Consider the following 12,695-nt stretch of genomic DNA (forward strand, 5'->3'; position numbering starts at 1 on the left):
AAATCGTTTAATCTTTCAATATTTTAATTTTAAATTGCTTTCTCCAAAGCTTGCATAACATCAACCAATACCTGCACACTTTCTAACGGAAGTGCGTTGTACATAGACGCTCTATAACCACCTACAGAACGGTGTCCTGGCAATCCTGAAATTCCTGCCGCTTTCCATAGGGCATCAAATATTGGTGCGTGTGCTTCGTCATTTAACAAGAACGTAGCATTCATATTAGATCGATCTTCCATCACTGAAGCACCTTTGAACAAAGGATTTCTATCTATTTCTGTGTAAAGCAATTCAGCTTTGGCATTGTTTATTTTCTCGATAGCAGCAATTCCGCCAAGGTTTTTTAACCATTGTAATGTCAACAATGAGGCATACACTGGGAAAACAGGTGGTGTATTGTACATACTTTCGGCTTTGATATGTTTGGCATAATCCAACATACTTGGAATTACACGTCCGTTTTTACCAAGAATTTCTTCTTTGATAACCACTAATGTAGTTCCTGCAGGGCCCATATTTTTTTGAGCACCAGCATAAATAATATCAAATTTAGAAAAATCCAATACTCTTGAAAAAATGTCTGAACTCATATCGCATACAATTGGCATATCAAGTGCTGGAAATTCCTTCATTTGAGTACCAAAAATAGTATTGTTGCTCGTACAGTGAAAGTAATCAGCATCGCTAGGTACTTCATATCCTTTTGGAATATGATTGTAATTAGATTCTTTTGAAGAGGCTACAATAACGGTATCGCCAAAAAATTTAGCTTCTTTTATAGCGGCACTTGCCCATGTTCCTGTGTCTAGATAAGCGGCTTTACCACCTTCTCTCATCAAATTATAAGGAGCCATCAAAAATTCTAAACTAGCGCCGCCAGCTAGAAAAAGTGCTTGGTATCCTTTGCCTTCTAATCCTAAAAGTTCAATTGCTAATGCTCTTGCTTCGTCCATAACAGCAACAAAATCTTTGCTTCTGTGCGATATTTCCAAAATAGACAATCCCGAATCATTAAAATTCAAAATGGCTTGTGCTGATTTTTCAAAAACTTCTTGTGGTAAAATACAAGGGCCTGCGCTGTAGTTGTGTTTTTTCATGGTGTAGTTGGTGTACAAAATTTTAAAAGTGCAAATTTCGGCAATAGGACTTTAAAAAGCGTTAAATAATTCGAAATAATTACACAACTTTTTACTTTATTGTTATTAAAAAACGAATTGTATCCACGTTATCGGCGTAATCCCCTAATTTAGGCTGTTGGGTTTGTCCAAAAGGAATACTGTTTTCGACAAGGTTATTACTTACAATACATTGAATTTGTTCGCCTTCGGATTGTAATCGGGTTTGCAAATCGGGCAGGTTTTCATAAAATTCATAAAATACACTCGAAATGGGTGAACCATAGCTGGCATCTTCTTTTAGGGTCAAAAAACCATTGTCTAATAATTTGAAATTACTCATCAAGAAAACCGCTTTGTTGTAATCGTAATTATTAGCATATTTTTCATAATGAATCACGTCTTGGTACTTGAAAATAGCTTCAAAAAAAGGCACAAAGGAATAGCCTTTTGGTACAAAAATTTTGGAAACATTGCGGCATCCTAAACCAAAATACCGAAATATATCTTCGCCCAATGCAGCTAATTGTTCCGTAGTTTCCTGACCGTTTAATACCGCTATTGAATTCCTGTTTTTCCTGATAATACTGGGTTTGTCTTTGAAATAATAGTCAAAATAACGGGCGCTATTGTTGCTGCCTGTTGCAATAACGGCATCAAAATTTTCGAGTTTTCCCTCGACAAAAGTAATTTTATTAGCAAATTTAGGCTCGATTGCAATGATACATTTGGATAAAAAAGGCAATAAATGCTGGTCATTTGAGGATGTTTTTACCAATACATTGTGTCCCGCAATTAAAACCGACAAAAAATCATGAAACCCTACTAATGGAATATTTCCAGCAAGAATCAAGGCTATATTTTTGGGCTGAACGGCACTTAAATCGTAAGCTCCTACCCATTGATTCAAGTTATCCTCTGTTAATGCTTCTGACCAAGATTGAACAGAAAAATAGACTTGCTCGGGCGTGTACCAGCCGTTATGTGATTGGGATAAATGGATTAGATTTTGGAATTCTTCAAAAAACACTTGAGACAAAGTCGGATTGAGCGGTCCTAAATCATTTTCTACAATATCCTTTTTTTTAATCGTATCCTTTTCCGAAAATTGACTTAAAAATTTCCCTAACTCAATAAAAGCATTTTTTTTAGTATCTAATGTCATAATGTTTGTTTATGAAATGTTTTGATTGTAATTTTGCACAAAAATAAGCTTTAATTAGTTATAAGTCAAAAGTGAATGCGCAAGCGTAGCCACTTCTAACGGGTAACTTCTAACATCTAACCTAAAAACATGGCAATTATAATAACCGATGAATGCATCAATTGTGGTGCATGTGAACCAGAATGTCCAAATACTGCAATTTATGAAGGTGCCGATGACTGGAGGTATAAAGATGGAACGAAATTAAAAGGAAAAGTGATTTTACCTGATGGTACCGAAGTAGATTCAGACGCTGCACAAACGCCAGTTTCGGATGAAGTGTATTACATTGTTCCAGGTAAATGTACCGAGTGTAAAGGATTTCATGACGAGCCACAATGTGCTGCCGTATGTCCTGTTGACTGTTGTATTCCGGATGAAAATCATGTAGAATCTGAAGAAACATTGTTGAATAGACAAGCATTTTTACATAACGAATAGTCAATAAAACTGTTTGAAATATTAAAAAATTTCAATTAGACTTTCCCAAAAATGAAATCTAATTGCTACTAAATTGGAATAGTAATGAGCTCGATATTCTATCGGGCTCTTTTTTTTATACTGTTTGATTCTTGTATCTAGTTGATTCAAATCAAACTTTTGATTCTAAACTTTTACAACTCCTACTATTTTATAAACAGTATTGGTCTGATTCTATGTAAAAGGCGATGATTTTATAAAAAATGTTTGAAAGCGTACCCCGCAATCATAAAAATCCCATTGGTAATTCCGGTTGCCAAAAGCAATTTTTTTGTGAAGGTACTTTTGTCAAATACATACCAAGCTAGTGTCACAAAGAATAAAAGACTGCTGTAAATTGCAGGATACATTTGAAAAGCAGCTGCAAAATCACCTTTTATAACCAGTACAAAAGCGCGCTGAAAACCACAGCCCAAACACTCCACACCAAAGAGGGTTTTGCTCAAACAAGGAAGCAGGTATGGGTCGAAATTCATGGCTTTTATTTTTTACAATTTTACAAAAAAATAAGACACATTTTGACGATAATGTATTTGATTGTGAATTAAAGAAAAATGTTTTTCAGGAACAGTTTGAAAAATAGTGGAAGGCAATTATTTTATTTCATTACTTTTGAAATCTGAAAACCATACAAATGAAAAAAATACTAATTCCAGTTATGATTGCCGCTATTTTGGTTGCGCTTTATGAGCAATCTAAAACAACTAAAAATGTGTATGTCATGTGTGTTGCTATCGTCATTTTTATGTACGGTATGATGCGGTTGAGTAGTAAAACACCAAGTAAAAATCAAGATAAACAAGACGATGATGTTGTATAAAGGAGATAAAGTTTCGGTGCTGGATGAGGCTATAAATGGCGTTGTACTTTCGGTCAAAGACACGCAAGTAACGATAGAAACCGAGGATGGATTTACAATGGCTTTTGCTGCCAATGAGCTGATCAAAGTAAACAACACCAGTAATTTAATGGATACTATTAGAAGAATAGATGTTGATAAAATTACCAAAGAAAAAGAAGAACCCAAACCAAGAAGCTTTGTAAAAGAACGCAAGGAAAAGTATGAAACTTCGGCTCCTGAATTCGATTTACACATCGAAAAATTGGTGGCTAACAAACGAGGTATGTCAAATTATGATATTCTAACCTTACAGTCAGAAACGGCCAAACGGCATATTGAATTTGCCATAAAAAACCGCATTCCAAAAATCGTATTTATACACGGAGTGGGCGAAGGGGTGCTAAAATCAGAACTTGATTTTTTATTGGGTCGTTATGATAACGTGGTTTTTCAAGATGGAAATTATCAAAAATATGGTCAAGGAGCAACAGAAGTATACATTAAACAAAATAAATAGCAAAAGTCAGTAAAAAAAAGCGGTACTTAAAATAAGATTTATTTTAAGTACCGCTTTTTTTTGGAGTCAAATGACTTAATTGGTTGTCAATAATTCGCCAAAAGCAAAAGTATCTCCTAGCAGAAAATCATCGGTTCCATTTTTGAATTTTACTTTTTTGAGTACAATAGTATGTTTAAATCCGTTTGCATTTGTAGTGGTGGTCACTTCTATAATACCACTTACATCAGTCACGCCAGCGGCAGCAACCCACTCTTCGCTAACAGTAGGCAACAATGGAATTGTTGTTCCACAAAAATAACTAGGTGTCAAGATTCCATTAGTGTACAAGCGGTAAATGAGCTTGTTTACCGTTGCGCCAATAATTCCTTTTCGCGGACTGTCGAGTGGTGTAATTTCGTTTTTGATTAAATTGGGATCAATGGCTAGTGTCAATGCCTCGCTATTATTGTAGTTATAGACTTCTTTTGAGGTGCTACATTGTTCTAAAGTAGTATCGAAACCAAAAGCCAAAGCCGAAATGGTTGTTTTGTAATCACCAAATGGGAATGTTTCATACACTTGATTGCCAGTGCTTTTTGCAAAAGTAATGTTAGCAAAACTAATGGCGTGATTGTAACCTGTAATTCGGGTACTATTTGTGGTGGTATTGGTTGTTTTTATAGCTGTGGTATTGATTTTAATGGTGCCAGCACTGGCTGTCCATTGATCGATAACACTTGGAGTTGCGGGCGGAATGGTTTCGCAAATGTTGTCTGCAGCTACCGCACCACTATAAAAACGGTAAACTACACGATTGCTGGTGCTAATAAAGACTTCTTGAGAATTGGTTTTGTTTTCAAATGTCGTTGTGGGAATATCTATAATAAGAGATTCCTTATCATTCAATTTGTAAATGAGTCCGTTGCTACAAGAAGTAACTTCCGCTTTATCAAAATTAATGGTGTCTAGAATTAAATTTCCATCATCGCAACCGTTTACTATTAACGCCAAAAGCAATACACTTAACAATCGTTTCATTCTTATACTATTTTAAGCAAAAATAGAATTTTTAATTCGTTTCAAAAGCATTCCTTTTCAAAATCAGCCCAAGCATGGCTATATTTATGCTTTTTTTAGGTTTTAGATTCCAATCTAGTGGCTTAAAAAAGGCTAATTGAGTACATTTGTACCGATTTATTATTCAAAATGAAAGGCAAAAAATATTATTTAGCCGCTTTCTCGGCATTCTTTATTTGGGGATTTTTTAGCTTGGCTTTAAAACCGTTATCGGGTTATCCCTCGGTAACTATTTTATTTTATCGGGTGTTTTTTAGTGTTTTTTTGATGTCGTTCATCAACATTATTTTTAGGCGAAAAGTACTTTTAACCAATTGGAATTACTTTAAAATTCTAGCACCCGAACGAAAAAAAAGTGTTTTTTTCCTGACTTTAGGCGGGAGTTGTATTCTGGCTTCTAATTGGTTTATTTTTATTTATGTTGTCAATCACGTGAGTGTTAAGGCGGGATCTTTGGCGTATTTAATATGTCCTATTTTGACCACTGTTTTGGCTTTTTTTATTTTAAAAGAAAAGTTAAGTTCTTGGCAATGGTTGGCTGTAAGTATCAGTGCTTTTAGTTGTATCTTGTTGTCACTCCATGATTTTCATGATATTTTTTACAGCTTGGTGGTAGCCGCATCGTATGCGTTGTATTTGGTCAGTCAGCGTAAAAATCATGAACTAGACAAGTTTTTAGTACTCAATATCCAATTGTTGTTTATCGCGGCAATACTGCTTCCGTTTTACCCAAACTACAGTGGAGCGATACCTACTGCGGGATTGTTCTACATTTGCTTGTCGTGTATTGTGGTTTTTTTTACCATCATTCCTTTGTTTTTAAATTTATATGCGCTCAAAGGAATCAACTCATCATCGGTAGGAATTTTAATGTATATCAATCCAATAATTAATTTTTCATTGGCAATTTTTCATTTTAACGAAAAAGTAACGCTACTCCAAATTGGATCTTATTTCTTAATTTTAATCTCGATTATTATATTCAATAAAAAACTAATTTTTTTGGATAAAACCAAAATTGCTTCGCCTAAAATCGCCGATTCTAAATAAAATAGCAACATGAAAAAAGTATATCTTGATAACGCATCGACAACTCAAATCCGTCCTGAAGTACTGGAAACAATGACCGATGTTTTGGCAAATGAGTATGGAAATCCCTCCTCAACGCACAGTTTGGGGCGACAAGCCAAAAGCGTTTTGGAACTTTCCAGAAAAAGTATTGCCAAAGCATTGCACTGTACTGCGCCGGAAATAATTTTCACGTCTTGCGGCACCGAAGCCAATAACTGGATCCTTCGATCTGCGGTTAAGGATTTGAAAATTGATCATATTATTACGAGTAAAATTGAGCATCATGCTGTTTTGCATACGGTTTTGGCATTGCAAAAAGAGTACGGAATTCAAGTTGATTATGTTGCTTTAAAACCTAATGGGACTATCGATAAAACGGATTTAGTCGCCTTGCTTTCGCAGGAAAAGAAAACGTTAGTGAGTTTGATGCACCTTAATAACGAAACAGGAACGCTGCTAGATATTGCTGGTGTTGCGGTCATTTGCAAGGAGCACAATGCCTTATTTCATTCGGATACGGTGCAATCTATTGGTAAAATGGGGCTGAATTTAGAGTTGGTATCCGTTGATTTTATAGTCGCAAGTGCGCATAAATTTCATGGGCCAAAGGGAATTGGCTTTGCCTTTGTTCGAAAAAATTCAGGATTGCAACCCTTGTTTTATGGTGGCGAACAAGAAAAAGGCTTGCGTGCCGGAACCGAGCCAGTCCATCAAATTGCGGGGATGGCAAAAGCATTAACAATTTCATACGCTAATTTAGAGGAAGAAACGACTTTGATTTCAGGGCTAAAGCAGTATTGTATCGAGCAGTTGCAGCTTCATTTTTTAGATATAAAAATAAACGGAGCCGATGCTTTTAATACTATTTTGAATGTTCAATTGCCTTTTTCAGAGGATAAAACGGCAATGCTTTTGTTTCATTTGGATATGAAAGGCATTGCAGTTTCTAGAGGTAGCGCTTGCCAGTCGGGGAGTAGTAAACCCTCGCATGTTTTGGCCGAAATACTTTCTGACGCAGATTTGAAAAAACCTAGTTTGCGCATTTCTTTTAGCCATTACAATACCAAAGCCGATATTGATTGGTTGGTCGAAAGTTTGAAAACCATGTAATAAAAAAATCCATCTTTACGAGATAAAGACGGATTTTTAATTTTTTGAAATACTAATTTTTTTATTCAAAAAGACCTTCGATGCTTAAATAGCGTTCGCCAGTATCGTAACAAAAAGTAAGTACTTTGGAATCACTAGGAATTTCCAAAAGCTTTTTTGCGACAGCAGCAAGCGATGCCCCCGAGGAAATACCCAGAAGAATTCCTTCCTCTTTGGCTGCTCTTTGTGTGTACTCAAAAGCTTCTTCTTTGCTAACTTTGATTACGCCATCAAGCACATTAGTATGTAAGTTAGTAGGTATAAAACCAGCACCAATGCCTTGAATAGGGTGGGGTGCAGGCGAACCTCCGCTTAATACAGGCGATGCTTCTGGCTCAACGGCAAAAACTTTTAGATTCGGGAATTGGGCTTTCAAAATCTCGGCGCAACCAGTAATGTGTCCGCCAGTTCCAACGCCAGTGATCAAATAATCCAAACCATCAGGGAATGCCGTTATGATTTCTTGGGCAGTAGTTGTTTTGTGAATTTCGATATTGGCTGGATTTTCAAACTGTAATGGAGACCACGCATTAGGAATTTCGAGAGTCAATTCTTTCGCTTTCTCGATAGCACCTTTCATTCCTTTTTCGCGAGGTGTCAAGACAAATTCGGCGCCATAAATAGACATTAATCGGCGTCTTTCTACAGACATGGATTCTGGCATAACCAATATCAAACGGTAGCCTTTTACGGCCGCCACCATGGCTAATCCAATACCAGTGTTGCCAGAGGTAGCCTCTATAATAGTGCTGTTTTTTTGCAACAATCCTTTTTGCTCGGCATCGTCAATCATTGCCAATGCAATTCTATCCTTAATGCTAGCACCTGGATTGGCTCTTTCTAGTTTTATCCAAACGTTTTTGTTAGCTCCAAATAGTTTGTTGATTTTTACGTGTGGCGTTTGACCAATCGTTTCTAATATATTGTTGTATAGCATCTTGATGAAAGTTTTATATTGCTAGTAAATGTAGTTCAGAATTGGGAATTTACAAAAAGAAAGGGTGTTAATAATTTTTTAAAAATTTGGATTTTTATAAAACATACAATTACAATAGTTTGCAAATTGAAAACTTTCGTGTATTTTTGTCAAATGAAAATCTTGGTAAAGAAAACAATTTTATTTTACGTCGAAAAATATCCAATTGCCAAAACGCCATTGTTGATTTGGTGTATAGAATTCTCAAAGTTAGATTTTCATAATTTTAATGAACTCAAACGTGTTTATGGCAATGCAAGTATTGTAAACAGCGAAAGAGTTGTTTTTGATATCAAAGGAAATGATTTTCAACTAGTGGTTTCCATGAATTTCTTGCAAGCTGCATGTTATGTAATCTGGTTTGGAACACACAAAGAATATGATAAGATCAATATAGAGACGGTTGTTTTTGATACCGAAATTTTAAACTATTAATAATGAACCCTATGAACTGGAAAGTATTGAAAACCGACGATGACTACAATAAAGCAGCTATGCGATTAATGGAAATATTCCACGCACAACTAAACACACCCGAAAGTGAGGAGTTGGATTTATTACTCGTTTTAGTAAAGGATTATGATGATAAACAGTATCAATTACCTGAATTGGACGTTTTGGAGGTAATAAAATACAAAATGCAGGAATTGGGTATGAAATCCAAAGACCTGGAACCTATAATTGGGAGCAAAGGACATGTTTCCGCCATTCTTTCTGGCAAGCGCGAAATCACGTTGAAAATGGCACAAAAACTAAAGCGTTATTTTAGTATTCCTGCGGAAGTTTTTTTGGGTTAGGGGTAGGAGGAATGTAGTTTTTGATGTATTAGTTATTTATAAAAACTGAAATTTGTAACTGAATTAAATATAGCTTATTTATACTGCAAAAAAAATAATTTCAAAACAAAAAAAATCCGCTTTGCTTTCACAAAACGGATTTCTATATAATCTAAAATTTTTATTCTAATCAGCAATCTACAAGTGAATCACTTCGCCATACGCATCAGCCACAGCTTCCATAACCGCTTCACTCATAGTTGGGTGTGGGTGGATTGATTTAAGGATTTCGTGACCAGTAGTTTCTAGTTTACGAGCTACAACTGCTTCGGCAATCATATCCGTAACACCAGCGCCTATCATGTGACAACCCAACCATTCGCCGTATTTGGCATCAAAAATTACTTTCACAAAGCCATCAGGAGTTCCAGAAGCTTTGGCTTTTCCAGAAGCAGAGAATGGGAATTTACCAATTTTTAAGTCGTATCCTTTTTCTCTAGCTTGTTTTTCGGTTAATCCTACCGAGGCAATTTCTGGAGTGGCATAAGTACAACCAGGAACATTTCCGTAATCAATAGGTTCTACGTGCAATCCTGCAATTTTCTCTACACAATTAATCCCTTCGGCAGAGGCTACGTGAGCCAAGGCTTGTCCAGGAGTTACATCCCCAATGGCGTAATATCCAGGAATATTGGTTTGGTTGTAGGCATTGACCAAAATTTTATCTCTATCGGTGGCGATTCCTACTTCTTCTAACCCTATGTTTTCAATGTTGGTTTTAATCCCAACTGCCGAAAGTAAAATATCAGCTTCCAAGATTTCCTCTCCTTTGGCTGTTTTTACATATGCTTTTACACCAGCACCTGTAGTATCAATTTTTTCTACAGACGAGTTGGTCATAATTTTGACACCTGCTTTTTTCATAGAACGTTCCATTTGTTTCGAAATGTCTTCGTCTTCAACGGGAACAATATTAGGCATGAATTCTACAATTGTTACATCCGTTCCCATGGAGTTATAAAAGTGTGCAAACTCTACTCCAATTGCTCCCGAACCTACAATTATCATTGATTTAGGTTGAGTAGGCAAGGTCATAGCTTGGCGGTATCCTATTACTTTTACGCCATCTTGTGGCAAGTTAGGCAATTCACGAGAGCGAGCTCCTGTGGCAATGATGATGTGGTCTGCGCTGTATTCGGTAGTTTTTCCTTCTTTATCTGTAACGTCTACTTTTTTGGCTGGTTTTAATTTTCCAAAACCATCAATAACGTCGATTTTATTTTTTTTCATCAAGAATTGCACTCCTTTACTCATTCCCTCGGCAACACCACGACTGCGTTGTACTACTGCTGGAAAATCTTTATCGAAAGAGGAAACGGTCAATCCATAATCCGAAGCATGTTTTAAATAATCAAAAACTTGGGCTGATTTCAACAATGCTTTTGTAGGGATACACCCCCAGTTCAAACACACACCCCCTAAATTTTCTTTCTCAATAACGGCTACTTTAAAACCCAATTGTGAGGCTCTAATTGCAGTAACATATCCTCCTGGACCACTTCCTAAAACTATAATATCGTATTTCATTTTTCGTGTTTATTTAATTAGTATGTTAAATTATCAAAAAAGACAATTCAATAGTGCGTTATTTATTCGGTTGCAAAAATAAGGATTTATTCTGTTTTAAGAAAGTATCCTAGTATCAAAAAAAGGCGCCTTCTTTTTTTATTTTGTTTAAAATGGAACAAATCAATTTGCAACCAAAAACTGGGAGTCGTATAAGTTTTTATAATACCCTTGTTCTCGATTGATTAATTCCTGATGCGTGCCTTGTTCTACAATCAATCCTTTATCCATAACTACAATTTTATCAGCATTGACAATGGTTGCCAGTCGATGTGCAATAACAATCGAGGTACGTCCTTTGGTAATGGTTTCGGTAGCGCGTTGCATCAATTCCTCGGAATAGGTATCGATTGAGGAGGTGGCTTCGTCCAGAATTAAAATACTGGGATTGCTAACATATGCTCGCAAAAAAGCAATTAATTGGCGTTGCCCAGAGGATAACATGACGCCCCGTTCTTTGACATCAAAGTCATAATTATCAGGTAAACTCATTATAAAATTATGAACTCCTATTTTTTTGGCTGCTGCCAAAACGTGCTCGCGAGTTATCTTTGGATTATGAAGGGTAATGTTGTGAAAAATGGTATCGGCAAATAGGAAAACATCTTGCAAGACGACAGCAATTTGCAGGCGCAAGGAACTTAAAGTGTAATTTTCGATGTTGTGGTTGTCTATGAATATCGAACCGCTATTGATTTCGTAAAAACGATTTAACAAATTAATAATCGTTGATTTTCCTGCTCCTGTAGCACCAACAATGGCTACTGTTTGTCCTGCTTTTACATCTAAATCGATTCCTTTTATAACTTCCTCTTCGGGAATATAGCCAAACCGAACACCTTCAAAACGGATATCTCCTTTAAAAACAGGAGCTGTAATTGTTCCTGTATCTTGAATTTGGTCTTGGGTGTCCAGAATATCAAAAACCCGATTAGCAGCAATCATCCCTAGTTGCATTTCGTTGAATTTATCGGCAATTTGACGCAATGGATTGAACAACATACCAATAAACATGGTATAGGAAAATAAATCGCCAAAAGTGGTGAAATGGTCTCCGTTCAAAATTTTTATACCGCCATACAATACAATAAAACCAAGGGTTAAGGAGGAAATAATATCGGCAATTGGAAAGAAAATGGAATTGTAAAGAATGGTTTTTATCCACGCCCGATTGTGCTTGTCATTGATGTCTTTGAATTTTTCGTATTCCGTATCTTCTCTGTGGAATAATTGAACGATTTTCATGCCCGTAACGCGTTCTTGTACAAAACTATTCATATTGGCAATTTGGGTGCGCACTTCCTCAAAAGCGACTTGCATTTTCTTTTGAAAAACCCGAGTAAAAAATACTAATATAGGCATGGAAACAATTACAATCCAAGTGAGTCTCCAGTTCATATAAAACATAAATAAAAGGACAACGAGCATTTTCATCAAGTCGCTAATAATCATGAATAAACCTTGACTAAAAATACGGGCGATGGCCTCAATATCCGAAACGCAGCGGGTTACCACTTGACCCACAGGAACCAAATCAAAATATTTCATCCGGAAGGATAACAAATGATGAAATAATTTTATCCGGATGTCTTTTACAATATCTTGTCCGAGCCAATTGGCCCAAAAAACAAAATAAAATTGCGAAAATACTTCGCACAACAATACAATTCCCATGATGCTAACATAGTGCAAAAGTCCCAATTGGTCTTGCGTTTTGATATAGCCATCAACGGTTTCTTTGAGCAAATACGGACGTAAAGCGGCAAAAATAGATAGCGAAATCGCAAAAATAATCACACCATTAAACCGCCATTGATAGGGTTTGGTGTATTTTAAAATCCGTTTGAATAATCGAGTGTCAAATGCTTTTGCTTTCAT

General features: G+C 36.1%; 14 protein-coding genes. 7 read left to right on the plus strand and 7 right to left on the minus strand.

What is annotated here, in order from left to right; translation table 11 throughout:
- Positions 1 to 29: 29 nt before the first annotated feature.
- Together serC and FNW21_RS05760 are read right to left on the minus strand one after the other, a co-directional pair.
- Positions 30 to 1,100, minus strand: coding sequence for a 3-phosphoserine/phosphohydroxythreonine transaminase (gene serC / locus FNW21_RS05755; RefSeq protein WP_144255789.1), 1,071 nt, complete (start codon positions 1,098 to 1,100; stop codon positions 30 to 32).
- A 91-nt stretch (positions 1,101 to 1,191) separates the two neighbouring features.
- Positions 1,192 to 2,283 carry an acyl-CoA reductase gene (locus FNW21_RS05760; RefSeq protein ID WP_144255790.1) on the minus strand — a complete coding sequence of 364 codons (1,092 nt, stop codon included), beginning with the start codon at positions 2,281 to 2,283 and terminating at the stop codon, positions 1,192 to 1,194.
- 129 nt (positions 2,284 to 2,412) lie between these two features.
- Here FNW21_RS05760 and FNW21_RS05765 point away from each other — a divergent pair, with 129 nt between their 5' ends.
- Positions 2,413 to 2,763 carry a 4Fe-4S dicluster domain-containing protein gene (locus tag FNW21_RS05765; protein WP_144255791.1) on the plus strand — a complete coding sequence of 117 codons (351 nt, stop codon included), beginning with the start codon at positions 2,413 to 2,415 and terminating at the stop codon, positions 2,761 to 2,763.
- 233 nt (positions 2,764 to 2,996) lie between these two features.
- On the opposite strand, the gene FNW21_RS05770 is transcribed toward FNW21_RS05765, so the two are convergent.
- The gene (locus FNW21_RS05770) at positions 2,997 to 3,278 is read right to left on the minus strand and encodes a DUF2752 domain-containing protein (RefSeq protein WP_185963892.1); all 282 of its coding nucleotides are present in this window, start codon (positions 3,276 to 3,278) and stop codon (positions 2,997 to 2,999) included.
- A gap of 158 nt (positions 3,279 to 3,436) precedes the next feature.
- Here FNW21_RS05770 and FNW21_RS05775 point away from each other — a divergent pair, with 158 nt between their 5' ends.
- Both FNW21_RS05775 and FNW21_RS05780 read left to right on the plus strand, forming a co-directional pair.
- Positions 3,437 to 3,622 carry a hypothetical protein gene (locus FNW21_RS05775; protein WP_144255792.1) on the plus strand — a complete coding sequence of 62 codons (186 nt, stop codon included), beginning with the start codon at positions 3,437 to 3,439 and terminating at the stop codon, positions 3,620 to 3,622.
- A complete protein-coding gene (locus FNW21_RS05780) occupies positions 3,612 to 4,160 on the plus strand; it encodes a Smr/MutS family protein (RefSeq protein ID WP_144255901.1) in 549 nt (182 codons plus the stop codon). Before FNW21_RS05775 ends, FNW21_RS05780 begins: the two co-directional genes overlap by 11 nt.
- A 75-nt stretch (positions 4,161 to 4,235) precedes the next feature.
- Here FNW21_RS05780 and FNW21_RS05785 read toward each other — a convergent pair whose 3' ends face one another.
- Positions 4,236 to 5,180: a hypothetical protein gene (locus tag FNW21_RS05785; RefSeq protein WP_144255793.1), complete on the minus strand. Its 945-nt coding sequence runs from the start codon at positions 5,178 to 5,180 to the stop codon at positions 4,236 to 4,238.
- A 168-nt stretch (positions 5,181 to 5,348) separates the two neighbouring features.
- On the opposite strand from FNW21_RS05785, the gene FNW21_RS05790 reads away from it, so the two are divergent.
- Positions 5,349 to 6,269 (plus strand): EamA family transporter, encoded by a 921-nt coding sequence (locus FNW21_RS05790; RefSeq protein WP_144255794.1) that lies wholly within the window; start codon positions 5,349 to 5,351, stop codon positions 6,267 to 6,269.
- Between the two features lie 9 nt (positions 6,270 to 6,278).
- The gene (locus FNW21_RS05795) at positions 6,279 to 7,400 is read left to right on the plus strand and encodes a cysteine desulfurase family protein (RefSeq protein ID WP_144255795.1); all 1,122 of its coding nucleotides are present in this window, start codon (positions 6,279 to 6,281) and stop codon (positions 7,398 to 7,400) included.
- Positions 7,401 to 7,461: 61 nt separating this feature from the next.
- Here the strand turns inward: FNW21_RS05795 and cysK are convergent, their stop codons facing one another.
- Positions 7,462 to 8,376 (minus strand): cysteine synthase A, encoded by a 915-nt coding sequence (gene cysK / locus FNW21_RS05800; RefSeq protein WP_144255796.1) that lies wholly within the window; start codon positions 8,374 to 8,376, stop codon positions 7,462 to 7,464.
- 153 nt (positions 8,377 to 8,529) lie between these two features.
- Here cysK and FNW21_RS05805 point away from each other — a divergent pair, with 153 nt between their 5' ends.
- Both FNW21_RS05805 and FNW21_RS05810 read left to right on the plus strand, forming a co-directional pair.
- On the plus strand, positions 8,530 to 8,850 hold the full coding sequence (locus FNW21_RS05805; protein ID WP_144255797.1) for a type II toxin-antitoxin system HigB family toxin: 321 nt from the start codon (positions 8,530 to 8,532) through the stop codon (positions 8,848 to 8,850).
- Between the two features lie 11 nt (positions 8,851 to 8,861).
- Complete coding sequence (locus FNW21_RS05810; protein WP_221932050.1) at positions 8,862 to 9,212, plus strand: helix-turn-helix domain-containing protein; 351 nt, start codon at positions 8,862 to 8,864, stop codon at positions 9,210 to 9,212.
- Between the two features lie 177 nt (positions 9,213 to 9,389).
- Here FNW21_RS05810 and lpdA read toward each other — a convergent pair whose 3' ends face one another.
- Together lpdA and FNW21_RS05820 are read right to left on the minus strand one after the other, a co-directional pair.
- Positions 9,390 to 10,778 carry a dihydrolipoyl dehydrogenase gene (gene lpdA, locus FNW21_RS05815; RefSeq protein WP_144255799.1) on the minus strand — a complete coding sequence of 463 codons (1,389 nt, stop codon included), beginning with the start codon at positions 10,776 to 10,778 and terminating at the stop codon, positions 9,390 to 9,392.
- Positions 10,779 to 10,940: 162 nt separating this feature from the next.
- Positions 10,941 to 12,695 carry an ABC transporter ATP-binding protein gene (locus FNW21_RS05820; protein ID WP_144255800.1) on the minus strand — a complete coding sequence of 585 codons (1,755 nt, stop codon included), beginning with the start codon at positions 12,693 to 12,695 and terminating at the stop codon, positions 10,941 to 10,943.

This window comes from Flavobacterium restrictum, from assembly GCF_007097245.1.
In the GTDB taxonomy this organism is placed as follows: domain Bacteria; phylum Bacteroidota; class Bacteroidia; order Flavobacteriales; family Flavobacteriaceae; genus Flavobacterium; species Flavobacterium restrictum.

Excerpts from the sequence above, each read along its gene's own strand:
- FNW21_RS05765 (WP_144255791.1), top strand. The coding sequence starts at position 2,413 with ATGGCAATTATAATAACCGATGAATGCATCAATTGTGGTGCATGTGAA.
- FNW21_RS05775 (WP_144255792.1), top strand. The coding sequence starts at position 3,437 with ATGAAAAAAATACTAATTCCAGTTATGATTGCCGCTATTTTGGTTGCG.
- FNW21_RS05785 (WP_144255793.1), bottom strand. The coding sequence starts at position 5,180 with ATGAAACGATTGTTAAGTGTATTGCTTTTGGCGTTAATAGTAAACGGT.
- lpdA (WP_144255799.1), bottom strand. The coding sequence starts at position 10,778 with ATGAAATACGATATTATAGTTTTAGGAAGTGGTCCAGGAGGATATGTT.
- FNW21_RS05820 (WP_144255800.1), bottom strand. The coding sequence starts at position 12,695 with ATGAAAGCAAAAGCATTTGACACTCGATTATTCAAACGGATTTTAAAA.
- serC (WP_144255789.1), bottom strand. The coding sequence starts at position 1,100 with ATGAAAAAACACAACTACAGCGCAGGCCCTTGTATTTTACCACAAGAA.
- FNW21_RS05805 (WP_144255797.1), top strand. The coding sequence starts at position 8,530 with ATGAAAATCTTGGTAAAGAAAACAATTTTATTTTACGTCGAAAAATAT.
- FNW21_RS05770 (WP_185963892.1), bottom strand. The coding sequence starts at position 3,278 with ATGAATTTCGACCCATACCTGCTTCCTTGTTTGAGCAAAACCCTCTTT.
- cysK (WP_144255796.1), bottom strand. The coding sequence starts at position 8,376 with ATGCTATACAACAATATATTAGAAACGATTGGTCAAACGCCACACGTA.
- FNW21_RS05760 (WP_144255790.1), bottom strand. The coding sequence starts at position 2,283 with ATGACATTAGATACTAAAAAAAATGCTTTTATTGAGTTAGGGAAATTT.
- FNW21_RS05795 (WP_144255795.1), top strand. The coding sequence starts at position 6,279 with ATGAAAAAAGTATATCTTGATAACGCATCGACAACTCAAATCCGTCCT.
- FNW21_RS05810 (WP_221932050.1), top strand. The coding sequence starts at position 8,862 with ATGAACTGGAAAGTATTGAAAACCGACGATGACTACAATAAAGCAGCT.
- FNW21_RS05780 (WP_144255901.1), top strand. The coding sequence starts at position 3,612 with ATGTTGTATAAAGGAGATAAAGTTTCGGTGCTGGATGAGGCTATAAAT.
- FNW21_RS05790 (WP_144255794.1), top strand. The coding sequence starts at position 5,349 with ATGAAAGGCAAAAAATATTATTTAGCCGCTTTCTCGGCATTCTTTATT.